This is a genomic window from Rothia sp. 18CD1-1 (assembly GCF_055285355.1).
Genome location: NZ_JBUZLI010000001.1, coordinates 340,365 through 364,009 on the forward strand (window position 1 = coordinate 340,365; position 23,645 = coordinate 364,009).

23 protein-coding genes and 1 tRNA gene are annotated in these 23,645 nt (G+C 60.1%); 23 read left to right on the plus strand and 1 reads right to left on the minus strand.

All coding sequences use genetic code 11. The features are described 5' to 3' along the window. Positions 1 to 59: 59 nt before the first annotated feature. The 18 genes from ACS1BR_RS01600 (at position 60) to der (ending at position 19,152) form a co-directional block, all read left to right on the plus strand. Positions 60 to 2,336 (plus strand): HelD family protein, encoded by a 2,277-nt coding sequence (locus ACS1BR_RS01600; RefSeq protein WP_463559688.1) that lies wholly within the window; start codon positions 60 to 62, stop codon positions 2,334 to 2,336. A gap of 92 nt (positions 2,337 to 2,428) precedes the next feature. Next, the gene (gene tyrS / locus ACS1BR_RS01605) at positions 2,429 to 3,733 is read left to right on the plus strand and encodes a tyrosine--tRNA ligase (RefSeq protein WP_463559689.1); all 1,305 of its coding nucleotides are present in this window, start codon (positions 2,429 to 2,431) and stop codon (positions 3,731 to 3,733) included. Positions 3,734 to 3,857: 124 nt separating this feature from the next. Further along, positions 3,858 to 4,808 carry a hypothetical protein gene (locus ACS1BR_RS01610; protein WP_463559690.1) on the plus strand — a complete coding sequence of 317 codons (951 nt, stop codon included), beginning with the start codon at positions 3,858 to 3,860 and terminating at the stop codon, positions 4,806 to 4,808. Position 4,809: 1 nt separating this feature from the next. Then, the gene (locus ACS1BR_RS01615; RefSeq protein ID WP_463559691.1) at positions 4,810 to 5,799 is read left to right on the plus strand and encodes an HAD-IIA family hydrolase; all 990 of its coding nucleotides are present in this window, start codon (positions 4,810 to 4,812) and stop codon (positions 5,797 to 5,799) included. Continuing rightward, a complete protein-coding gene (locus ACS1BR_RS01620; RefSeq protein ID WP_463559692.1) occupies positions 5,792 to 5,956 on the plus strand; it encodes a hypothetical protein in 165 nt (54 codons plus the stop codon). Before ACS1BR_RS01615 ends, ACS1BR_RS01620 begins: the two co-directional genes overlap by 8 nt. 1 nt (position 5,957) lies before the next feature. Further along, positions 5,958 to 6,698, plus strand: coding sequence for a TlyA family RNA methyltransferase (locus ACS1BR_RS01625; RefSeq protein ID WP_463559693.1), 741 nt, complete (start codon positions 5,958 to 5,960; stop codon positions 6,696 to 6,698). A 71-nt stretch (positions 6,699 to 6,769) separates the two neighbouring features. Then, positions 6,770 to 7,741 (plus strand): NAD kinase, encoded by a 972-nt coding sequence (locus tag ACS1BR_RS01630; RefSeq protein ID WP_463559694.1) that lies wholly within the window; start codon positions 6,770 to 6,772, stop codon positions 7,739 to 7,741. A gap of 18 nt (positions 7,742 to 7,759) precedes the next feature. Further along, positions 7,760 to 9,463 (plus strand): DNA repair protein RecN, encoded by a 1,704-nt coding sequence (gene recN, locus ACS1BR_RS01635; protein ID WP_463559695.1) that lies wholly within the window; start codon positions 7,760 to 7,762, stop codon positions 9,461 to 9,463. Between the two features lie 60 nt (positions 9,464 to 9,523). Further along, a complete protein-coding gene (locus ACS1BR_RS01640; RefSeq protein ID WP_463559696.1) occupies positions 9,524 to 10,261 on the plus strand; it encodes an NUDIX domain-containing protein in 738 nt (245 codons plus the stop codon). A gap of 45 nt (positions 10,262 to 10,306) precedes the next feature. Next, positions 10,307 to 11,251, plus strand: a complete 945-nt coding sequence (xerD, locus tag ACS1BR_RS01645) for a site-specific tyrosine recombinase XerD (protein WP_463559745.1) — start codon at positions 10,307 to 10,309, stop codon at positions 11,249 to 11,251. Further along, the gene (locus ACS1BR_RS01650; RefSeq protein ID WP_463559697.1) at positions 11,235 to 11,933 is read left to right on the plus strand and encodes a GAP family protein; all 699 of its coding nucleotides are present in this window, start codon (positions 11,235 to 11,237) and stop codon (positions 11,931 to 11,933) included. Before xerD ends, ACS1BR_RS01650 begins: the two co-directional genes overlap by 17 nt. A gap of 148 nt (positions 11,934 to 12,081) precedes the next feature. Further along, positions 12,082 to 12,945, plus strand: coding sequence for a ParA family protein (locus ACS1BR_RS01655; RefSeq protein WP_463559699.1), 864 nt, complete (start codon positions 12,082 to 12,084; stop codon positions 12,943 to 12,945). 19 nt (positions 12,946 to 12,964) lie between these two features. Then, positions 12,965 to 13,798, plus strand: coding sequence for a segregation and condensation protein A (locus tag ACS1BR_RS01660; protein WP_463559700.1), 834 nt, complete (start codon positions 12,965 to 12,967; stop codon positions 13,796 to 13,798). Continuing rightward, a complete protein-coding gene (gene scpB / locus ACS1BR_RS01665) occupies positions 13,795 to 14,514 on the plus strand; it encodes an SMC-Scp complex subunit ScpB (RefSeq protein ID WP_463559701.1) in 720 nt (239 codons plus the stop codon). Before ACS1BR_RS01660 ends, scpB begins: the two co-directional genes overlap by 4 nt. A 33-nt stretch (positions 14,515 to 14,547) precedes the next feature. Next, positions 14,548 to 15,567: a pseudouridine synthase gene (locus tag ACS1BR_RS01670; RefSeq protein ID WP_463559702.1), complete on the plus strand. Its 1,020-nt coding sequence runs from the start codon at positions 14,548 to 14,550 to the stop codon at positions 15,565 to 15,567. A gap of 48 nt (positions 15,568 to 15,615) precedes the next feature. After that, positions 15,616 to 16,779 (plus strand): prephenate dehydrogenase, encoded by a 1,164-nt coding sequence (locus tag ACS1BR_RS01675; protein WP_463559746.1) that lies wholly within the window; start codon positions 15,616 to 15,618, stop codon positions 16,777 to 16,779. 16 nt (positions 16,780 to 16,795) lie between these two features. Beyond that, a complete protein-coding gene (cmk, locus tag ACS1BR_RS01680; RefSeq protein WP_463559703.1) occupies positions 16,796 to 17,491 on the plus strand; it encodes a (d)CMP kinase in 696 nt (231 codons plus the stop codon). A 65-nt stretch (positions 17,492 to 17,556) separates the two neighbouring features. Further along, positions 17,557 to 19,152: a ribosome biogenesis GTPase Der gene (gene der, locus ACS1BR_RS01685; protein WP_463559704.1), complete on the plus strand. Its 1,596-nt coding sequence runs from the start codon at positions 17,557 to 17,559 to the stop codon at positions 19,150 to 19,152. Positions 19,153 to 19,188: 36 nt separating this feature from the next. Here der and ACS1BR_RS01690 read toward each other — a convergent pair whose 3' ends face one another. Continuing rightward, the gene (locus tag ACS1BR_RS01690; protein WP_463559705.1) at positions 19,189 to 19,980 is read right to left on the minus strand and encodes a carboxymuconolactone decarboxylase family protein; all 792 of its coding nucleotides are present in this window, start codon (positions 19,978 to 19,980) and stop codon (positions 19,189 to 19,191) included. 164 nt (positions 19,981 to 20,144) lie between these two features. Here ACS1BR_RS01690 and ACS1BR_RS01695 point away from each other — a divergent pair. The 5 genes from ACS1BR_RS01695 (at position 20,145) to ACS1BR_RS01715 (ending at position 23,634) form a co-directional block, all read left to right on the plus strand. After that, a tRNA-Pro gene (locus ACS1BR_RS01695) sits at positions 20,145 to 20,218 on the plus strand. A gap of 192 nt (positions 20,219 to 20,410) precedes the next feature. Continuing rightward, positions 20,411 to 21,730: an AAA family ATPase gene (locus ACS1BR_RS01700; protein ID WP_463559706.1), complete on the plus strand. Its 1,320-nt coding sequence runs from the start codon at positions 20,411 to 20,413 to the stop codon at positions 21,728 to 21,730. A gap of 5 nt (positions 21,731 to 21,735) precedes the next feature. Beyond that, positions 21,736 to 22,338, plus strand: a complete 603-nt coding sequence (locus ACS1BR_RS01705; RefSeq protein WP_463559708.1) for an RloB family protein — start codon at positions 21,736 to 21,738, stop codon at positions 22,336 to 22,338. A 132-nt stretch (positions 22,339 to 22,470) separates the two neighbouring features. Beyond that, positions 22,471 to 23,157, plus strand: a complete 687-nt coding sequence (locus tag ACS1BR_RS01710; RefSeq protein WP_463559709.1) for a class I SAM-dependent methyltransferase — start codon at positions 22,471 to 22,473, stop codon at positions 23,155 to 23,157. Positions 23,158 to 23,256: 99 nt separating this feature from the next. Next, the gene (locus ACS1BR_RS01715; protein WP_463559710.1) at positions 23,257 to 23,634 is read left to right on the plus strand and encodes a DUF1304 domain-containing protein; all 378 of its coding nucleotides are present in this window, start codon (positions 23,257 to 23,259) and stop codon (positions 23,632 to 23,634) included. Positions 23,635 to 23,645: the final 11 nt, after the last annotated feature.

Sequence of the window (23,645 nt, forward strand, 5' to 3'; positions counted from 1 at the left end):
TTTCGGGCAGAAGCGAGTAGTATAGAGGGCCCCGTGTGAGACGAGAGAAAGAATGCCGCGTGACCGAGCACCCTACCGACACCGCCGAGACAGCCTACCTGCGTGCCCTGGAGACCGAACGCGCCTACGTGGGTAGACTTTACGAGCGTCTTGACCGGGCACGCGAGGAGGTTGAGCAGAAGCTCGCCGGGGTTCGGAAAAGAGGCGGTAGCGGAACCCACCAGAATCGTTCTGAACGCGACGCCTACGCAAGCCATTACGAAGACCGTTTGGCCCAGCTCAACGCGGTGGACCACAGGCTAGTTTTTGGTCGCCTCGATTTTGACGATCGGACCCGGCGCTACATCGGCAGAATCGGGCTTGCCACGGCCGAGCACCAGAGACTGCTCATTGACTGGCGTGCCCCGGAGGCGGGAACCTTTTACCAGGCGACAGCCTTCGACCGGCAGGGTGTGCGCCGCCGGCGTCACCTCATGCTGGAGGGCCGGCAGGTGGCCGGTATTGAAGACGATGTGCTGGACCCCTCCATTCTTGATAGCTCCGATACCCTGCACGGTGAGGGGGCCCTCCTGGCGGCGCTCAACCGTAAACGAACCGGCCGTATGGGCGATATTGTGGCAACGATTCAGGCGGAACAAGACAGGATTATCCGCGCCGATCTTGCCGGTGTGCGCGTGGTCCAGGGCGGCCCCGGTACCGGTAAGACCGCGGTGGCGCTACACCGGGCCGCCTACCTGCTCTACACTTTTCGGGAGAGACTGAACAATGCCGGGGTGCTGGTGGTCGGCCCCAGCGCCTCCTTTATGTGGTATATCGAGCGGGTGCTGCCTTCGCTGGGGGAGACAGGCGTGGTGATGAGTTCGTTGGCCACCCTGTACCCGGGCCTGCACGCCGTCGAGGAGAAAAACCCGGAGGTGGCCAGGCTCAAGGGTGACCTGCGCATGGTTGAGGCGGTTGCGGCTGCGGTGCGGGACCGACAAAAAACTCTGCCCACGACCAAGATCGTGACGGTGGGTACCACCGACCTTGAGCTGACCCCGCAGATGGTGAGACACGCGCGGGATCGGGCACGGGCCACCGGGAAAGTACACAACGAGGCCCGAGACACCTTTGTGAAGATTTTGGTGCGCGATCTGGCCCAGCAGCTGTCGGAGAAACTCGATGCCGCCGCAGGCCGGGAGGTTGAGCGGCCGCACCTTGAAGACGATGTGCGCGAGTCCCTCGATGTCCGCCGCGCCCTCAACCTGGCCTGGATGCCGCTGTCTGCCGAGACACTGATTCGTTCGCTTTTTTCAAAGCGGCACTATCTGGATTCGGCGCTGAAGAATTTTACCGCGGCAGAACGGAGTCTGCTTCTGCGCCCGGCTGACTCACCGTTGACCGAGGCCGATGTGCCACTTCTCGACGAGGCGGCAGAGTTGCTGGGAGATTTCGGTAAGGTGACCGGTTCAGCGGCGGCTGCCCGGGCGGAGGCCGAGCACCGGGCTAACCTTGACAATGCCCGCAGGGCATTAGAAAACGTGCACTATGAGCTGGAAGACCGGGGTGTTGACGGTGTAGTGACCGCCGAACAGATCGCTTTCTACAACGAGACCGGCGCCCAGCGGATGGACGCCGCTACGGCAGCCCGGGCCGACCGCACCTGGACATACGGACACGTGGTGGTTGATGAGGCGCAGGAGCTGTCTCCCATGCAGTGGCGGCTACTTTTCCGCCGGTGTCCCATGAAGTCTTTTACCATTGTGGGAGATATCGCTCAGGCGTCGTCGGCTGCCGCCGCGAAATCGTGGGCGCAGGCCCTTGAGCCTTTTGTGGGGGACCGCTTGAGCGTGGAGAACCTGACCGTTAACTACCGTACCCCGGCCCAAATCTCTGATGCGGCGGTGGCTGTGGCGCGTGCTGCCGGGCACCGTGTGGAGGTTCCGCGGGCGGTTCGTCGGGGGCAGTGGCCGCCGGTTGTGCGGCGGGTGAACTCGGCGGAGCTGATTCCCGCGGTGGTAGATACTGTGACCGAGGAGGTGCGGGCTACCGCCGGGGGGCTGATCGGCGTGATTGTTTCTCAAGCCCAGTACGGTGAGGTTGCTTCTGCTGTGGCGGGGGCGCACCGGGGGCGCACCGGCACGTCTCAGACAGCTCTCGAACACCAGATTCTTGTTCTCACCCCGTGGGAGGCGAAGGGGCTTGAGTTTGATACCGTGATTATTGTTGAGCCGTCACGGATAGTGGAGGAGGCCCGCGGCGCGGTGGGTGATCTCTACGTAGCGATGACCAGACCCACCCAGCGGCTGTACATGATGGGGGCCGAGAAATTTCCGGCGGGGCTGGAGGCGGACTAGCGGCTGCACCGCCGGTTTGACTAAATCCCGGATAGGTTACACTTTCAGTATCCCGTTTGCGGGTTGCCGTACGAGCGTGAAATGGAGAAACGGTGTCTGTGAGTACCCTGGAACATCAGCACAACGATGATTCTTTTGAGAACATCTGGCAGGAACTAAAATGGCGCGGCCTGGTGCAGGTGAGTACCGACGAGTCTGCTTTGGAGAAGGCGCTGAGCGAGGAGAGTCTTACCTTCTATACCGGCTATGATCCCACCGCCGCGTCCCTGCATCTGGGTCACCTGGTGCAGCTGCTGCTGATGAGGCGTTTACAGCTGGCAGGGCATAAGCCGCTGGGGCTGGTGGGTGGAGCCACCGGGCTGATTGGCGATCCGAGGCAGACCGCCGAGCGGGTGCTGAATTCGCGGGAGGTTGTTGAGGGCTGGGTGGCTGACCTTCGTCGACAGATTGAGCGTTTTCTTGATTTTGAGGGTGAAAATGCCGCCCGCATGGTGAATAATCTGGAGTGGACAAGCGGGCTGTCGGCCATTGATTTTCTGCGTGAGATCGGTAAGAACTTTCGTGTGGGAACCATGATTAAAAAAGAGACCGTGGCCAAGCGACTCAACTCCGACGAGGGAATTTCCTACACCGAGTTTTCCTACCAGATTTTGCAGGGTAATGATTTTCGGGAGCTCAACCGCCGGTACGGGTGTACTCTTCAAACGGGGGGATCCGACCAGTGGGGTAACCTGACGTCGGGTACCGAGCTGATTCGTAAGACCGACGGTAAGCAGGTGCACGCTATCGGTACCCCGCTGATTACGAACGCCGACGGCACCAAGTTTGGAAAATCCGAGGGGAACGCTATCTGGCTGGACCCGACGATGTGCACCCCCTACGCCTTCTACCAGTTCTGGCTTAACACCGCCGATGCCGATGTTATTGATCGTCTTAAAGTCTTTACTTTTAAGACCCGTGCCGAGATAGCCGAGTTTGAGGGATCTGTTGAGCGGGAGCCTCATAGGCGGTTGGCGCAGAAGGCGCTTGCCTACGAGGTGACATCGCTGGTGCACGGGCTGGAGGCGACCGAGAAGGTGATTGCCGCTTCCGAGGCTCTTTTTGGGAGGGGGGAGCTGGTTGATCTTGACGAGGAGACGCTGGTTGCCGCTACCGCAGAGCTACCGCACGCGGTGCTGGGGCGGGATCAGCTTGATATGGTCACCGTGCTGTTACAGACGGGGCTTGCCGCCTCTAAATCCGAGGCGCGCCGTATCCTGAAGGAGGGCGGTGCCTCGGTGAACAAGGTCAAGGTTGCCGGCGAAGATTCCCGGGTGGAGACCGATGATCTTCTCCTGGGTAAGTACGCGATTATTCGCCGGGGGAAGAAGAACACCGCGGTTATCGAGCTGGGATAGCTTCTCACCCACCGGTAGCGGTCGGCACCTCCGTGTGCCTTGGTCCCGGTAGAGTAGCCGCGCTAGAATGAGATTCAGCCATTGTGAGGCGCTTTCACACCGCCCCAACCATAGAGGAGCACATTTGTCTGACACACCGCAGCGCGAATCAGCCGACCGGGGAGGCGCCCACCGCCGTAGGGACGGTTTCACGCAACGAGACAGGCGCGGGACCAACCGCCCGGGAAACGACAAGCATCAGCGCGGCGGGCAAAAACGTCGAAGCGCCCGCGAAAACGCTGCGGCGTCTGCTACCGGTAAGAGTAGCGGCTATCGGCCCTCAAAACCGGCAGCCCCCGACCTCGACACCGATATTACCGGTAAAGAACTAGACTTTTCGGTGCAGCGCGAGCTACGTGCCCTTGAAAAAGATAACGCAGAAAATGTGGCCAAACACCTGGTCATGGCCGGACGCTATCTCGATATTGACCCCCGCTTTGCCCTGCAGCACGCCACCTACGCGACCAGCCGTGCCGGCCGTATCAGCTCGGTGCGTGAGGCGGCCGGTGTGGCCGCCTATGTTGCCGAAGATTTTGAGATGGCGCTACGCGAGCTCCGCACCCATCGCCGTATCAGCGGGTCCAACGAGCACCTTCCCCTCCTCATCGACAGCGAACGGGCACTGGGACGTATCGACAAGGCGCTTGAGCTTGCCGCTGACTCCAAAGAACTGGATCTCAAGCCCGCCGAACGGGTAGAGATCGCCCTGGTAGTTTCGGGTATCGAGCGGGACCGGGGAAATACTGCCGCGGCACTGGAGGCCCTCGAAATTCCTGAGCTCAACAGCAAGCGCGGATACGATTACAGCCCCCGCCTCTTTAGCGCCTACGCAGATCTCCTCGACCATGTCGGCCGCGACACGGAGTCGGCGCGCTGGCGCAGACTGGCCCGCATGACAGAGGCGGCCCTGGGACAGGGAGACTTTGCCGAACCTGAAATCTTTGATATCTACGGTGAATCCGAGCTCTTTGAACATGAAGCAGCTCTTGAGCCTGAGCGGGCTGATTCCGTCAAGACCGAAGCCGAAGAAGCCTAGCATGCTCCTCGATCATCACGATGCAATTCTGAGCGACCTCGACGGTGTGGTCTACGCCGGACCCTTTGCGATTGAGGGAGCACCCGCGGCGCTCAACCGGGCACAGCAGCTGGGTGTTTCGGTGGCTTTTATTACCAACAACGCCTCGCGCAGCGTCGACGCGGTGGCCCAGCATCTTCAGGACCTGGGAGTCGCAACCGACCCTGACCACGTGATCAGTTCGGCCCAGGCGGCCGCAGAACTTCTCAAAGACCGTATTGCGCCGGGCTCCCGGGTGCTTATGTGCGGGGCCCCGGCCCTGGCCGACTGTGTGCGGGAGGCCGGCTTTGAGCCGGTCTATTCCCAGGCTGAGGAGCCGCGGGCGGTTGTCCAGGGGTTCAATCCCCGTATAGTCTGGGAAGACCTTGCTGAGGCATCGTACACGCTGGCAGATCAAGAAGTGCTCTGGGTTGCCTCCAATACCGATCTCACCATTCCCAAGGAGAGGGGGATCGCGCCCGGTAACGGAACCCTGGTGGCGGCCGTGGCAGCCGCCACCGGAAGAAACCCGCTGGTGGCCGGAAAACCCCGGGCACCAATCTTTAAGACGGGTGCGCAGAAACTCAACAGCGTGAACCCCCTGGTGGTGGGTGACCGGCTTGACACCGACATACAGGGCGGACATCGGGCAGGAATGGCTACCGCGGCAGTGATGACCGGTGTGGAAACCTACCGCTCCCTTCTTTCTGCGGTGCCAAAAGAACGGCCCACCTATATTCTTGAAACTCTCGCTGACCTTTTTACCGACTACCCGGATATTCGGGTGGATACCGGTCGAGGGCGTGTTCGTGCGCGCGGGGCCGGGTTCGAGGCGACCGTCGAAGACGGTATCGTAACCGTTACCGGCACGGGTACTGAGGCTAACTACTGGCGGGTCAGTTGCTGCGCCTGGTGGGCGGCCAACCCCGACACTACTCGGCAGGTTTCTCCGCGGGAGATCCGCCGTGGCTGAGAAAGAATCCGCGGAGGATACCGCCGACGACTATGAGCAGTTCGAACAAGAGCTTGAGGCGGTGCTGTCACTCGACCCGGTGGAGAGGATAAACCGCTACTCGCAGATACAGCAGCGGCTCGACGCAGAACTGCACGATACGGACACCGAGGGCTAGAATGTCACCGGTGAGATTGGATAGGGAACTGGTGCAGCGCTCGCTCGCCAGGTCAAGGACTCTCGCCACCAAACTCATTGCCGACGGTGCAGTGCGGGTCAACGGGGTGGTTGTGAGCAAAAGCTCTTTCCCGGTACGTCCGCAGGACAGCATCGAGGTGACCGCAACGGATCTGACCGAATACGTTTCCCGTGCAGGGCACAAGCTTGCCGGTGCCCTGCACGCTTTTCCGCAGATTACCCCCGCGCACAAGCGCTGCCTCGACGCTGGGGCCTCCACCGGCGGGTTCACCGACGTTCTACTACGCCGGGGTGCCCAACGCGTTGTTGCCGTCGATGTGGGGCACCATCAGCTGGCACCGAAAATAAGAACCGACCCCAGGGTAGAGGTCCACGAGGGCATGAACGTGCGCTACCTCAAGGCCGACGATATTGGGGGACAGGTGCAGCTTACGGTCTCAGACCTTTCCTTCATTTCTCTCACCCTGGTGATCCCGGCGCTGGCCGCGGTCACCGAAAGCGGGGGCCAGCTGCTACTCATGGTTAAGCCCCAGTTCGAGGTGGGCCGGCAGAAACTCGGTAGCGGTGGGGTGGTGCGGGATCCTCACGTGCGGGCCGAGGCGGTGGAGAAAGTGGCCTGCTCGGCGCGCGACAGCGGCCTGGAGGTGGAAGGGGTGGCAGACAGCCCTCTCGCGGGCCATAACGGTAACCGCGAGTTCTTCCTCTACTGCCGCAAACACTAGTATTCGAATATTCTTTCGAATATCGGGGTGTTTTGTATCCAAAAAAGCCGAAGTGCAATACCCTAGGAGACGTGACTACTTCAAAGAATTCGGCCACACAGGCTGCGTCAGGCAGTCTACAGGACCGCAAAATCCTGGTTTTCGCCCACACCGGCCGCGATGAGGCCCGCAGGGCGGCCCGCAGCGTGTGCACGCAGCTTTACCGGGCGGGTCTCACCCCCGTGATGGAGCGGGCGGATCTTGAGTCCCTCCGCGAGAACTGGGGTCAGCCGGTACCGGTTGAGGTGGTGCGTGAAACCGTTGCCCTGGTGAATATCGAACTGGGTATTGTGCTGGGCGGAGACGGCTCTATCCTGCGTGCGGCCGAAAAGGTCCGCCACACCGAGATCCCCCTGGTCGGTGTTAACCTGGGGCACGTCGGTTTTCTGGCCGAATCGGAAGAATCAGACCTGACCGAGACCGTTGAGCGCATTGTCGCCGCCGAATACGAGGTGGAGGAGCGCATGGCTATCGATGTTCGGGTGTGGAACGGGCACAGGAAACTCCTGGAAACCTGGGCGTTGAACGAGGCCAGTGTGGAAAAAGGCAACCGGGAGAAAATGATCGAGGTGGTGATCGAGGTCGACGAACGCCCGTTGAGCACCTTCGGGTGCGATGGTGTGGTGATGGCTACCCCCACCGGGTCTACCGCCTACGCCTTTTCGGGGGGCGGCCCGGTGGTGTGGCCCGAAGTTGAAGCCATGCTCATGGTCCCGCTCAGCGCCCACACCCTTTTCTCCCGCCCGCTGGTGACCGCACCCACCTCAACCCTGGCGGTGGAGATGCTCCCCGTCGGCGGGGTGTCGGGGGTGCTCTGGTGCGACGGCCGCCGAACCCGTGACCTGCCGCCGGGATCCCGCATAGAGGTGGCGCGCTCACAAAAGTCTGTGCGCCTGGCGAGAATCCACCCTGCGCCTTTCTCTGAGCGGCTGGTGGCCAAGTTTGAGCTACCCACGAGCGGATGGCGCGGACCCATCGACAGCACCACAAACCCCGACAACTAGCCGAGAAAGACCTCAACAGTGATCGAAGAAATCCACCTCCGTGATCTGGGTGTCATCACCGATGCCCGCCTACCCCTGGGGCCGGGGCTTTCCGTGCTCACCGGAGAAACCGGGGCCGGTAAGACAATGGTGGTTACCGCCCTCGGTATGCTCCTGGGGGCTCGCAGTGATGCCGGTGCGGTGCGCAGTGGAGCAGATAAAGCCCTGGTTGAGGCGGTACTGTGCCTACCCTCTGACCACCCCGCACTGGCCCTAGCAGAAGATGCCGGGGGGTCAACCGAACATATCGATGACCACAGCAGTGAACTCTTGCTGGCCCGAACCGTATCCGCGGCGGGGCGTTCGAGGGCGCACGTGGGCGGTTGTTCAGCCCCGATCGGACGGCTATCCGATATAGGACACACATTGATCGCCCTGCACGGGCAGTCGGACCAGCTGCGCCTCAAGTCTGCCGCCGAGCAGCGTCGTGCCCTCGACTCCTATGCCGGCCCCGCGCTGGCCCGTCTCAAAGAGCAATACCTGGATACCTACCACCGCTATCGGCAGGCCGCCACCGAGCTGCGCGAGGTGCGGGAAAATTCGCGCGCGCGGGCGCTGGAGGCCCAGACCCTTCAGGGGGCGTTAGCCGAGATAGACGCGATAGCACCGGTGGCCGGTGAGGACACGGACCTGGCTGCTGAGGCGCAAAAACTTGCCAACGTGGAGAGCCTCCGCCTGGCGGCGGCCGGGGCGTCGGAGGTGCTGGCCGGATCCGAATACGACACCGATGCCCCCAACGTGATGGCCTTACTTGACCGGGCGCACTCCTCGCTTGTGCAGGGTGCAGATAACGACCGTCAGCTGGCCGAACTGGCGCGCCGGGTCAACGAGGCGCTGATTCAGGTGACCGATATTGCGGAGGAGGTCTCGGCGTACTCGTCGTCGCTGGACACCGAGGGGCCGCAGCGTCTGGCCCAGGTACAAGAACGCCGCGCCCAGCTGACCGGCCTCACCCGCAAATACGGTGCCAACGTTGCCGAGGTTCTGGACTGGGCAGAGGAGTCACGCGCCCGTTTGCAGAGCTTGAGCGATGACCCGGCCCGCGAGGAGGCCCTGGAGGCAGAGTTGGCTCAGCTGCTCGAAAAGCTGGGTGCCCAGGCATTGGAGCTGAGGAGGATTCGGCAGGAGGCCGCGCAGAAACTGGCGGCGGCTGTGACTGCCGAGTTGGCCGCACTGGCCATGCCCAACGCTTCCGTGGTGGTGGCGGTAGAGGAGACCGAAAAATTTGGTGCGAGCGGAAAAGATTCGATTACTTTTCTGCTGAAACCGCACCGTAAAGCTGAGCCTCGACCCCTGGGTAGGGGGGCCTCGGGCGGTGAGCTTTCCCGTGTCATGCTGGCACTGGAGGTGGTGCTTGCGGAGGTGGACCCGGTCCCCACTTTTATCTTTGATGAGGTTGACTCGGGGGTGGGCGGTAAGGCTGCTGTAGAAATTGGGCGGCGGCTGGCCATGCTCGCCCGCCGTGTGCAGGTGCTGGTGGTAACCCACTTACCCCAGGTTGCCGCCTTTGCCGATCAGCATATTCTGGTTCTCAAAAACGACGATGCGTCGCTTTCTCAAGTGCAGGTGCTCACCGAGGAAGAGCGAGTGGTGGAACTGGCGCGTATGCTTTCTGGGCAGGAGCATTCGTCCTCAGCGCGGCAGCACGCCCGCGAGCTGATAGAGATGGGCAGGGAACTCTAGCCGGTTGCCGTTTCTCCGGGGAGGCGCCACAGAGGTTGACACTCGTGTAAAATTGTCGGGATGCATTTCTACGATGATGTCGGTGACGCGCCCCGGCTCGATGCTGCCGAGGTGGCCACCGGGCAAGAAACGATAGCCGATATTCTTAATCCGCGCTATGTGGTATCCAGGGAGACCAAGTTTAGCGGCCATGTGTGGGATGTGGTGCGCGAGCGGGTGTCCCTGGAGGACGGTGGGGAATCTTTTGACAGAGATTTTCTGCTGCACCCGGGTGCGGTGGCTGTGGCGGCTCTCAACGATCAAAATCAGATTCTACTCATTAACCAGTACCGGCATCCGGTGCGGGCTAACCTGTGGGAGGTTCCGGCTGGGCTGCTCGATGTGGAGGGTGAGGAGCCGCAGGCTGCGGCCGCCCGCGAGCTAGCCGAAGAAACTTTTTTGCGGGCCAGCCACTGGGCGAGTCTCATGGAGTTTTATAATTCTCCCGGCGGCACGGGGGAGGTGTGCCGTATCTTTCTGGCCCGCGGTATCGAGCGGATAGACCCGTCTGAGCGTGAAACCCGCGAGCGGGAAGAATCTGAGATTGTGGTGCGCTGGGTGAATATTGACGAGGCCGTGGAGGCGGTGCTGGCCGGGAGGATCCATAACGCTGCCGCAACTAACGCGATCCTTGCGGTGTCTGCGGCACTGGCCCGGGGGCTGGACACCCTGTACCCGGCAGATGCCCCTTTTCGGGCGCACCCGGGTTTTCGTTCCGCTGATTTTAGGGGCGAACTCCGGCCGGCAGAGGGTCTCTAACCCTTGGCTCAGAAGCGGCCGGCCTCGGAGAGGATTGCCCGGGAGATGGAGCGCTACCTGCAGTATTTGGCCCTGGAAAGGGGGCTGGCCCGTAACACCCTGGAGTCCTACCGCCGTGATTTGGGCAAGTACCGCGACTACCTGCACACGGTGGGGGTGATTGAGCCGCGGGCTATCAGCAAAAAGCACGTGAGAGATTTTTCTGCCCACCTTGCTCAGGCCCCCGTATCCGCTGGTGGGCGGTCCAGTGCCCGCAGCGTGGCCCGGGCGATTGTAGCGGTGCGCGGGCTACACCGTTTCTGGTTCACCGAAAAGATTACTCTCGTGGATCCGGCGGTGGCGGTGCATCCGCCGCAGACCGGAAGCCGGCTTCCCAAGGCTATATCCGTCGACCGGGTGACCACCCTGCTGGAGGCCGCAAACACGGGGACACCTACCGGTCTGAGGGACCGCGCGATCCTGGAGTTTCTCTACTCCACCGGCGCGCGTATATCGGAGGTGATCAACGTTGATCTTGATGACCTGTCTCTGCACTCGGGTAGCGGGATAGGGGACAGCGCGGCGGTGCGCCTGTTCGGTAAAGGCAATAAAGAGCGGATAGTGCCGGTGGGGTCTTTTGCCGTGAAGGCACTTGATGACTACCTGGTGCGCGCCCGGCCGGGCTTTGCCGCACGCGGTGCGGGCACGGCTGCTCTCTTCCTCAATGCGCGCGGGCGCAGGCTCACCCGGCAGGGGGCCTGGCTGATTCTTAAAAAAGCTGCTGAGGCAGCCGGGCTTGACGTAGAGATTTCCCCCCACACCCTCCGCCACTCATACGCCACCCACCTGCTGGAAGGTGGCGCCGACATTCGGGTGGTGCAGGAGCTGCTGGGTCACTCTTCGGTGACAACCACCCAGATCTATACCAGGGTAACCGCCGACACCCTGCGTCAAGTTTTTACCGAAACGCATCCCCGAGCCCTTGAGGAGTCTCATGAACGCCACCGTTAACTGGCTGCACCTGGCCGGAGCTATCCCCTATATGCTCGTGCTGGGTCTGATCATGAGTTTCAGCCCCACCGCCTACGGGATAACCGTCCACACCCTGGTGCGTGATAAAGACGCGGTGAGGGCGGTACGGTGGATTGCCCTGGGTGTTGCCGGGGCCTCAACCCTGCTTATTCTTCTTTTTATCCCTTTTAACCCCACCGTGCTGGTTGAAAATTTGAGGGGTCAGGTCAACAGGATACTGCTCCAGCGGGGGATAGACATTCTTGCCGGTGTGCTGCTTCTTGTGAGCGGCCTGTGGCTGTGGTTTCGGCGGGGAAGGCCGCGCAAAGAGAAAAAGAGTCGGGGGGTGCGCACGCTTTCTGCCGGCAATGCTTTTCTGCTGGGGTTTGCTAACACGCTGGCCGGAACCAGCGGTGTTGCCACCATGTATGTGACCAGCCGTGTGCTTGCCGGGGTCAGTAGTCTACCGGTGGTTCAGGTGTCGGTCTACTGCGTTTTTCTGGTGGGGCTGCTGGGCCCCTATGCGCTTATTATCTTTGCCTGGGACCGCTATCCCGCGTTTGCCGATGTCCTCACCGCAACCTTTGACCGGATCGGATCCTACAATTTTCGGCCGCTGATTGCGCTTCTGGTGATTGCCGCCGGCCTGGTTTTTCTCTGGCTGGGGATTTTTGTTCGCTAGCCCGGTGGCTAGGCTACTCGGGATCTTAAGAGAGCCGGATACTGTTCTCACCGGCACACTGGGCAGAAACAGTACCCGCGTTTGACCGCGGGTTGTACCCTAGTAGACGAGAGCAATTTTTTCGCTACAACGAATAAAGGTGAAGTTAGTGACCAAGACCCCCCATGAGCCGCAGCTTGGCCCCACCGGGCGGCCGCTGAAGGTTTACCCCGACCCGGCACCGCTGAGCCAGCACGGACCCGCCCGTATCATCTCTATGGTCAACCAGAAGGGCGGGGTGGGAAAGACCACCTCAACCATTAACCTGGGGGCAGCTCTGGCGGAGTGCGGCCGCAAAGTGCTGCTGGTTGACTTTGACCCGCAGGGTGCCCTCTCGGCGGGTTTTGGTGCTAACCCGCACGAGCTTGACCTGACCGTCTACAATGTAATGATGGATCGTAAAGTCGATATTTACGATGTTATTCAAAGCACCGATGTTGAAAATATTGACCTGCTCCCGGCAAATATCGACCTTTCGGCGGCGGAGGTGCAGCTGGTGAACGAGGTCGCCCGCGAACAGGTACTCGCCTCATCGCTGCGCAGGGTTGAAAATGACTACGATGTTATCCTGATCGACTGCCAGCCCTCCCTGGGACTGCTCACCGTGAATGCTCTCACGGCTAGCCACGGCGTGATTATCCCGCTAATCTGTGAGTTCTTTGCTTTACGTGCTGTAGCCCTGCTTGTGGATTCGATCGAGAAGGTCCAGGACCGGCTCAACCCCGGACTGCAGATCGACGGCGTACTGGCTACCATGTTCGACTCGCGCACCCTGCACTCTAAAGAGGTGCTGGCCCGCATCATCGATGCCTTTGGCGATACGGTCTTTGACACGGTTATCAAGCGGACCGTGAAGTTCCCCGACGCCACGGTGTCGGCGGAACCTATCCTTTCCTACGCTTCCAACCACCCCGGCGCTGACTCTTACCGGCAGCTGGCACGCGAACTGATCAGCCGCGGGGGAGCACCCTAGAAAGAAGGACGCTGCCGTGATGGCACCGACAACACTTTCAGCGGGAAAGAAGGCCGCGCAGACCGGCGGTTTTTCGCTGGTTCTTGAAAATTTTGAGGGCCCCTTTGACCTGCTGCTATCCCTCATTGCGCGCAGAAAACTCGATATTACCGAGGTGGCACTCGCCGAGGTCACCGATGAGTTTCTCTCCTACCTGCAGCTTCTCCCCGACGATGGCGGGGCCGCAACCCTGGAACAGGTCAGCGATTTTTTAGTGACTGCTGCTACCCTGCTTGATCTTAAGGCTGCGCGGCTTCTACCGCGCGGCACCTCAGATACGGAGACAGGTACTGCCCTACTGGAGGCCCGGGATCTACTGTTTGCCAGGCTTCTGCAGTACCGCGCCTACCGTGACGTTGCCGCAGAGCTTGAAAACCGCTACCGGCAAGAGAGCGGGTGTTTTCCCCGGTCGGTGCTGTCTCCGCAGTTTGCGAAGGTTCTACCCGAGCTGGTTTTTACCGTGGGTGCGGAGGATTTTGCCCGTATAGCGGCCAGGGTACTGGCGCAGCCGGCTGGTGAGGAAGAGCGGCGGGTAACCGATCTGGACCATCTGGTACCGCCGCTGACCTCTATCGCTGAGCAGGAAGAGGTGATTCTGGACCGGCTTGCCGCGTCACCGCAGCTTTCTTTGGCGGCGCTGCTATCCGGTAGCGAAGAGTTTGAGATTGCGGTGGTGCGTCTTTTTGCCCTGCTGGAGCTGCTCAACCGTGATCTGGTGCGGGTCAGCCAGCATGAGCCCCGGGCAGAGGTGCTGGTCAGCGCCAGTGATCTCTCACTCGAGAAGGATAGCCGGAAAGGAGGAGGTACCCCGTGACCGATAACGGTACCGATAGCACCGCGGACAGGCCCACCCCCGACACCCCCCGGGCAGAGCCCGAGAAGACGCAGACCTATGCGCAGGAGCAGAGTGATTTTCCCACCGCTACCGCTCAGGACTCTGCGGTCGGGGTGGAGCTGCAACCGGGAGGTGTTAAAGCGGCGGTAGAGGCGGTTCTGGCAGTCGTTGATACCCCGGTAACCGTGCGCGACCTTTCGGCGGCACTCACTGTTTCAGAGGCACGGGTTGAGGCCGCGCTCGATGAACTCTACCGCGACTACAGCGGGTTTGATGACGGCGAGAAAATCCACGAACCGCGCGGATTCGAGCTGAGGCGGATAGCCGGCGGCTGGCGCCTCTACTCCAGGGCAGATTTTAGTCCCTGGGTGGGCAGATTCCTGGTGGGTAAGACCACCGCGAAACTACCGCGGGCGGCCATGGAGACACTGACCATAGTTGCCTACCGGCAGCCGGTGACCAAAAGCCATGTGGCCCATATCCGCGGCGTGAGTGCGGACTCGTCTTTTCGAACCCTGCTCACCCGCGGGCTGATTGCTGAGACAGACCCCGACCCGGAGACGGGCACCCGCCGCTACGCTACCACCGACCTGTTTTTAGAGAAACTTGGACTTGACAGTATTGACCAGCTACCGCCGCTAGCCCCCTATCTGCCCGATACGGACGATATTGAGCTGGCAGGCGAAACCCCCTAACCCGTTGTATGACCAGAGGAGAAGAATAAGAATATGGCACAGAACAGATCAGCCGGCCGTAGTACACCCGCGGGAGGCAAAGCCCGTCCCGGAAAAAGGCAGGCACAGCCAAAGAAAACCGGGAACAGAAACGGGCGGGAAAGCCGGTCTGCGAAATCCGCCAGTGGCCGCACTACCGGCGGTAGGGGTCCCGCTTTCCGCTCGGGAAAACCCTTTGCACGGGAGCTGGGGGAGTACCGTCCTCAGCCTTCCGGTAGATATGCCGGGCCCCACCGCCCACGCCGCCCTCGGGCTGAGCCCGTCGACCACTACGATTTTTATGATCGTGACGGTGTGCGGCTTCAAAAACTGATGGCTCAGGCCGGGGTGGCCTCACGGCGGGTGTGCGAACAGATGATTGAGGAGGGGCGGGTGACCGTCAACGACACGGTGGTCACCGAGCTGGGGGTGCGCGTGAACCCCGAGCAGGTGATCGTGCGCGTAGACGGTATCTCGGTGCAGACCGATGAGAAGAAGGTCTACCTGGCGTTTAACAAGCCTGCCGGGGTGGTTTCAACCATGGAAGACCCCGAGGGGCGACCCGGTATCAAAGATTTCTTGCGGTCTTCCATGAACATAAGGGTTTTTCACGTGGGTAGGCTCGATATTGACACCGAGGGGCTACTGTTGCTGACCAACGACGGTGAACTGGCCAACCGTCTCACCCACCCGTCCTACGAGGTTCCTAAAACCTACCTGGTGCAGGTGCCCGGCCCCATGGATCAGGGTGTGGGCGAGCAATTGAAGAGGGGAATCCGCCTGGAAGACGGTATGGCGCGGCTCGATTCTTTTAAGCTCGTTGACTCGACTCCGGGGCATGTGCTGGTTGAGGTACAGATTCATTCGGGAAGAAACCGCATTGTGCGCCGACTGTTTGAGGCGGTGGGCTACCCGGTGGAGAAGCTGGTGCGGGTGGAGATGGGCCCGGTGCGGATAGGTTCACAGAAGCAGGGTACGGTGCGGAACTTGTCCAAGGTGGAGATTGGCCAGTTGCTGGCCTCTGTCGATCTGTAGGCTTGTAGCGTGGACACTGTTGATAATTATGCCCCGGCTCAGCGAGGTGTGGGCGGGGAGAGCGTGTCGGTTGTGCGGGGGCCGGTGCTGGTGATCGGTGCCGGGCTGCTGGGGGCCTCTGTGGGCCTTGCTCTGCGTGCCCGGAAAGTTCCGGTGTACCTGCTTGATGTTTCACCTACCGTTGAGGCGATCGCCCAGGATATTGGTGCCGGTATCTCCCTGCGGACACTAGCGGATCGGGGGCGGGCAGGTTCTGTCTCGGTGGACGGTGTGGCGGAGAGCTTGGCGCATCTGATGCCGGTGCAGCCGCAGCTGGTGGTGGTGGCATCTCCCCCCGATACCGTGGCTTCGGTGGTGGTTGAGCAGCTTAGGATGTGGCCGAGGGCAACCGTTATTGATATTGCCTCTATCAAGGCCCCTATACTCGCTGATATTGCGGCGTCCGGTGCGGATCTGAGCCGCTATGTGGGCACCCACCCCATGGCCGGGCGTGAGAAATCCGGCCCGGTGGCCGCCCGCGGTGAGCTTTTCACCTCCCGCCCCTTTGTGATCTGTGCCCACGAGACGGCCGCTCGGGAGTCGGTGAAGCTGGCACAAACCCTGGGAGTTGAGCTGGGTTCGACAATCACCTATCTCAGTGCCGAGGAGCACGACCGCACCGTGGCTCTCATCTCGCATGTGCCTCAGGTGATGAGTTCCCTCCTTGCGTCCCGCCTACAGCAGACCCCGCTCTATGCGCTGGGCCTGGCGGGGCAGGGATTGCGCGATACCGTGCGTATCGCAGCCTCCGATCCCGGTCTCTGGGTTCAGATTCTCGCAGCCAATGCGGGCCCGGTGGTTGAGACCCTCTACGGGGTACGGGAAGATCTTGAGCGGCTTATTCGTACCCTGGAGAGTCCTTCTGCTCCCGGGGCCCGGTTGGATATTGCCGAGTTGATGAGCGAGGGAAATGCGGGTGTGGCCCGGATTCCCGGTAAGCACGGTGGCTCACCCGCGGCTTTCTCCCGCCTCACCGTGCTGGTTGACGATACTCCGGGTACCCTCGCCCGGCTACTACAGGAGGTGGGGGAGCTGGGGGTCAACCTTGAGGATCTCCGGCTGGAGCATTCGCCGGGGCAGCCGGTGGGTATGGCAGAAATCTCCGTTAACCCCAGCGAACACGAAAAGCTGGTGGAAGATCTTACCGGTGCCGGGTGGAAGGTTGTTCGCTAGGTGCCGGGCACACACAATGAAAGGCAGTAATACATTGGGTAAAAGACTGGTGATTGCGATAGATGGCCCTTCGGGTTCGGGCAAGTCGTCGGTGTCGAGGGCGGTAGCCAGGCATTTTGATCTTGCGTACCTGGATACCGGTGCCATGTACAGGGCGCTGACCTGGTATGTGCTTGACCGTCGGGTTGATCTGAAGGATTCGGTGGCGGTGATTGCGGCTGCCGAGAATTTTCCCCTGGAGCAGGGCACGTCACCGGCCGAGGAGTTTATTCGAGTGGGCGGTGTTGATGTGGCGGAGGAGATTCGTACTTCGCGTATTTCGGAGGCTGTTTCTGCGGTTGCCTCGCTGCCTCGTGTGCGCGAAATTCTGATTGCTACCCAGCGTGCCATGATTGCTGAGGCACCGGCGGGTATGGTGGCTGAGGGTCGCGATATCACCACCGTGGTGGCGCCCGATGCCGACGCACGGGTTCTGTTGACCGCCTCCGAGGAGGAGCGTATGCGCCGTCGCGGTATCCAGCTGGGCGGACAGAGCAGCAGCCAGCTGCGGAAACAGGTGAGTGAGCGCGATAGTAAAGATTCCAGGGTCACCAGTTTTACCGAGGCAGCCCCGGGGGTGACGCTGGTGGATTCATCGGACCTTGATTTTGAGCAGACCGTAGCCGCGGTACTCACCGCGGTTGAGGAGCAGCTTGCCCGCCCCGATCTGTGATTCGGTTTCGGAGCGATAGTCCTGCATTAGACTGGTAGACAACCAAGCAGAAAAGAGAACTTTCCATGGCAGAGAGCAGAGCGCAGGAGCGCGACGATTACGAGGAAAAATTCCTTGACGGTGGCTCGGACGACGTTTCCGAGCGGCTCGCCCAGATCACCGATGAAACCGCGGATCAGCGGGCCCGGGCCCTGCGCGAGGGGCTTGACGACTATGATCTCGATGAGGAAGATCGGGAACTCTTGAGGACCTGGGGTTTTGCCCCGGTTGAGGACACCGACGGTGAGGCTGATCCGGTGGTGGCAATTGTGGGTAGGCCCAACGTGGGTAAATCGACGATTATCAACCGTATTCTGGGCCGTCGCGAGGCCGTGGTCGAGGATAAACCGGGCGTGACCCGTGACCGTGTTTCTTACCGGGCAGAGTGGTCCGGTAAGGACTTTACCCTGGTTGATACCGGTGGCTGGGAGGCAGACGCTCAGGGCATTGATGCGCAGGTGGCTGCCCAGGCTGAGATAGCGGTGGCCCACGCCGATGTTGTATTGCTGGTTGTTGACGCCATGGTGGGGATTTCTGCTACCGATGAGGCGATTGTGCGTATGCTGCGCCGGGTGAAGAAACCTATTTTGCTGATCGCTAATAAGGTTGATGCTGAGCACCAGGAGGCTGAGATTCATGCGCTCTGGTCCCTGGGTATGGGGGAACCGCACCCGGTCTCGGGTTTGCACGGGCGCGGTCTTGCTGATCTTCTTGACGCCCTGCTGAAGGTGCTACCGGATCATTCCCGCTACGCCGCGCCCGAGGCTTTGGGCGGGCCGCGCAGGGTGGCCCTGGTGGGGAGGCCCAACGTGGGTAAATCTTCACTGCTTAACAAGCTTGCCGGTGAAGAACGCGCCGTTGTCAACGATCTTGCGGGAACCACCCGTGACCCCGTTGATGAGATTGTGGAGCTGGGGGAGCGTCCCTGGAGGTTTGTTGATACGGCGGGTATTCGCCGCCGTGTTCACATGGCTAAGGGGGCGGATTTCTATGCTTCCTTGCGCACTCAGACAGCTATTGAGCGTTCGGAGGTGTGTGTGGTTCTGCTCGATGTTTCTGAGCCGGTTTCTGAGCAGGATGTGAGGATTATTCAGCAGGTGGTTGATTCCGGTCGTGCCCTGGTGCTTGCTTTCAACAAGTGGGACACTCTCGATGAGGAGCGCAGAGAGATGCTTGAGCGGGAGATTGACCGGGATTTGGCGCATGTGGGGTGGGCTCCGCGGGTTAATATTTCTGCCCGTACCGGCTGGCACAAGGATAAGCTGGTTCCCGCCCTGGAGACTGCCCTGGAATCCTGGGATGCGCGTATTCCCACCGGTAGGTTTAACGCCTTTTTGGGTGAGATTGTGGCAGCGCACCCGCACCCGCTGCGCGGTGGTAAGCAGCCGCGTATTCTTTTTGGCACCCAGGTGCAGTCACGCCCACCCAAATTTGTGCTGTTCACCACCGGTTTTCTTGATCCGGGTTATCGCAGGTTTATTACCCGACGGTTGCGGGAGACCTTTGAGTTCACCGGTACCCCCCTTGAAATTTCGATGCGGGTGCGGGAGCGCCGCGGTCTTGTCCAGCGGCAGTCTGGCGGGTCAGCTCGGGGCTCGAAGGGGGCTAGGTCTCGCAAGTAACCGCTACTTGTGGTGAGCCGACGGCAGCTGTAGTCTCTACTGCTGGCCCGGGGTCTCCGGTGTGAGTCCGGCATCTACATCAATGTCTTTGATGGCCCGGATCGCGTTGATAGCGCGGGGAAAACCAATGTAGGGGTAGGCCTGCACCAGGGCGGCGAAGACGGTTTCTCTGGAGTTTCCCGCCCGCACGTTGCCGATCAGGTGGGCGTAGAGTTGGGCTTCCATTCCACCGAGAGCGGCCAGGATGACGATCACCAGTAGTTCACGCTGGGCCACGGTGAGGCCGGTGCGGGTGTAGAAATCGCCGAAACCGTTGGCGGTGAGCTGCTCGACCATAAAATCGGCAAACTGGTCGGGTACATTTTCTAGGGTGCTGCGCATGTGCGTTCCGTAGAGCGGTGCCTGAAGCTCGGCGCCTTTTTCAAACCGGTTTTCTTCGGTGACCTGTCCCTGGTCGGGCAGTGGAAGATCAATGCCGCGGGCGGTGAAGGTTTCATTCATGGATGTGAGGGCGTTGAGCACGGTGGGGTAGCCGACGAAGGGGGCGCACTGGTAGATCGCCTCGCGAATCTCAATTGGGCTGAGCCCGGTGTTGAGTGCCGCGTGGGTGTGGGCGCCCACCTGCGGAAACGCTCCAACGGTGGTCAGCGCGACCAGGGTGATGAGTTCACGGGTTTGATGGTCGAGGTTGCCCGTGGAGAAGACTTCACCAAAGATGTGCCGCTGCAGAATCTGCATGAGCTCGTGATCGGGGTGGTCTTCTGCGGTGGGGGCACCACCAAAGAGGGTCTTCATGGTCTCAGCTGTGCGTTCAATACGTTTATTCACGGTGTCATCCTTAAATCTATGAGGTCGTGTGCGGCTGAACCTGCCACGGTTTAAGCCTAACCCTGTCGGGTGAACGGGCCCGCAAGGCGGCGGTATCTCAATTTGTTTTCTGCGGTGAAGATGCGTATAGTTGTTTCGGTGCTTGGGGAAACCCAGGGAGAATTCGGGTTGTGGCGCAGCTTGGTAGCGCACTTGACTGGGGGTCAAGGGGTCGCAGGTTCAAATCCTGTCAACCCGACGGGCAGGGCCCGGGCCAGAGTATTTCTGGTTCGGGCTTTTCTTGTGCCTGTTGACCTTTTCGGCAGGGAATGCGGAAGCAGTTGATTGCCGGTCTATATAAATATGCTGAACGAGTTGTTTTATTCGAAAACCGTAGAAAATTATGCGTTGAGACTGCTACCATGGTTGTATGATCCTGCTAAAGTTCACCGTGCGCAACCACAAGAGTATCCGCGATGAAGTCACGATTGACCTCACCCGCCCCGCGCTGAAGACTCTCCAGCCAAAGGATGGCGATTGGAGCGCGGTGAGCTATCCGCTTGCCGGTATCTTCGGGGGTAATGCGACTGGTAAGTCCGCCATCTTGGATGCGTTTTTCTATATCTTCGCTGCGATCCAGCGCTCCGCCACTGTGTGGCAGGGAGAAAAGTCTATGCGGCGGGAACCGTTTAAGCTCGACGGGAGCTCCCAGACCTTAACGAGCTTCTATGAGCTAGATTTTGTTTATAACGAACGCCGTTATATATATGGTTTCGAAGTTGATCAGGACGGCATTAAACGGGAATGGCTGCGCGATGTCCCTAGCCTGCGCTGGCGCACCTTGCTAGAACGTGATCGGCACGAGAATGTGCTCACATTCCATTCGAGTCTTCGCACTAAGGTTGAGGTAACCCCTCGTGAACTTGTTCTTAGCCGTGTACTCCTGCTGAAAGATTCACCGCTACACGCCCTTGCACGCGATGTGGTCAAGGGCTTTGACATCGTCCTGGTGAAAGATTCTCACCGTGAGGCACGTCTGGCAAATATTGCGGACTCGTTGGCGGACGGGGATATTACTTTCGAGGATCTTGAAGCATTGCTCCAGGTTGCGGATATCGGCGTTATGGATGTCAGTATCGAGGAAACGAACATTCCAGAGCCGATCCGTCTAGCGCTCCTTCGATTTACGCGGGATCTGTTCGAAGGGGGAGATCACGATTCCGAAGACGACAGTGAATCAAAGGGGACAGACAGTCGTGGGGAGCTGGCAGACGACGAGCTCGAGCAGGTCGTGAGGCACCTCCTCTTCACTCACCGTGGGGCTGCTGAGGACTGCCCCCCCTTCTCTATTCGTGAGGAAAGTGACGGGACTATTGCTTGGCTCGCGATTGCGGTACCTGCGTTGGAAACGCTACGCCGGGGAGGGTTGTTTCTGGTTGATGAGATTGATGCGAGTCTTCATCCGCATTTACTCGAGGTTCTTCTTGGGGTATTTGCGGACCCGGTTGTCAATGTGCATCATGCACAGCTCATCTTCACCAGCCATGAGTCCTACATTCTTTCGCCGCTGAGCGAGGTCTGCCTCGAGCCGGAACAGGTTTGGCTGACCGATAAAACAAACGAGGGGGTAACAGAGTTGACCTGCCTGGCTGACTTCCCCAAGCATCCCGATGCTAATGTCGCAAAGCGATATCTTACGGGACGATACGGAGGAACTCCGCGGCTTTCACCGAGCTTGTTTGTCGCGCTTGTCGATGCTGAGGGGGTGTAAAAGTAGTGGCGCAGGGTCGGCGTCGACGCTCTGGCAGGCATTATCGGCAGCCTGCGCGGCGTATTCTGATCGTCACCGAAGGTACGCTCACCGAGCCCCAATATATCGAGGGTTTGAACCGTTACCTGCGAAGTAAAGGTGCGACTACTGTTGTCAAGCCTGTTTCGGTGGGCAAGGACCCGTTGAGGGTTGTTCAGAAGTGTGTGGAGAAGCGAGATGAAGCAGCTCAGAAGGGCAAAGAATACGATGACCATGTGTGTCTAGTTGACGTTGATAAACATAAAACTTTGTCTGCGGCTGTTCAACTCGCTGAACGAGAGGAGATCCGGCTTCTGATCTCCAACCTCAAATTCGAGGTCTGGCTTCGCTGGCATATTGAAGACAAGGGTTCTGCGTTGACTTCGACGCAGCTTGATGCACTCGTTACCAAGCTGGGGCTTGTCGAGGGGAAAAAACTTTCGCGGTCGTTCCCATTTAATCGTGTATATGATGCGTGTAGAATCGCTCGGGCTGTTGATCCCGAAATGCGAGCGGGACGCAAAGGGCCAGACCCATCCTCCTCGATGCCGATCCTGGTGGATCTTATGCAAGGTGTGCGCTGTCACTGATATAAATACGGGATTGATATCAGCAACCTTGTGAATCCAAATCCTGTCAACCCGACGGACAGGGCCCGGGCCAGAGTATTTCTGGTTCGGGCTTTTCTTGTGTTCCGGTGTCGATCGCATAGACTTTAAGCCGTGGTAGACAATGAAGGCCGGTATGAGAGTCTTAGCCCGCGCGAAACCTGGAATAGGCGCTACGCCGAACGGGAGCGGGTGTGGTCTGGAAAACCTAACGATACGCTGGTGCAGATACTTTCTTCGGAGCGGGCAGATATTGAAGCGGCCGGTTCAGCCGGCCCTATCACCGTGTTAGACCTCGGTTGCGGTGAGGGGGCAGACGCTGTCTGGCTTGCCCAGCAGGGGTGGAAGGTCAGCGGAATAGACATCTCTGACCTGGCCATAGAGCGGGCCCGGGCTGCTGCTGCGGTAGCCGGAGCGGACATAGATTTTGTCTGCGCAGACCTCACCACCTGGCGGAGTAAAGAGCGTTTTCATCTTATTGTCTCCAGCTTTCTCCAGTCGCACACCGGTGGGCTTGACCGCACCGCTATCTTGAGAAACGCAGTAGAGTTTCTGACTCCCGGGGGAAAACTGATCGCTATCTCCCACGCCAGTCTTCCCAGCTTTGCCACAGCCGACGACCCCCGCCACGAACACGCATTTTCGCTACCGGATCCGGTCGAAGAAGCCCGCGATATCACCGCCGGCAGTAACCGTTATGAGGTGGTGGTGGCCGAACGAAGACCACGGGAAGTTGTATCCCCGCAGGGAGAAACCGGCACTATTGACGACGGCGTGTTGGTGATTAGCCGTACTCGCTAGCGCAGCTAATGAGAGAAACACCTCACAGCCAGAGAAAGAAATAGTGCTCCCGAAGGTTCATACTTGAGAGATAAAACTTTTTGACTCTAGGAGAAAGAAATGCTTGTTATCTCATCAATTTTTGTGGCGGTAGCTGTCCTTATTCACGTATATATCTGGGTTTTGGAGAGCTTTCTCTGGGATAAGCCCAAGGGTATGCAGGTATTCGGTACCACCCCGGAGGGTGCAGCCGCCACCAAAGAAATGGCGGTCAACCAGGGGCTCTATAATCTGATGCTGGCCCTGGTGGCCCTGGCCGGTTTGGTCTTTCTCTGGGCCGGCAGCCACCAGGTCGGTCAAGCACTGGTGGCTGCCGGTGCCGGCTCCATGGCGGTAGCCGGTATCTTCCTGTTTGTCACCAGCCCCGATAAGCGCCGGCCAGCGCTTATTCAGCTGCTGCCGCCGCTGGCCGGCCTGCTCACCCTGCTTTTCATCTAGGAGCCCGCCCG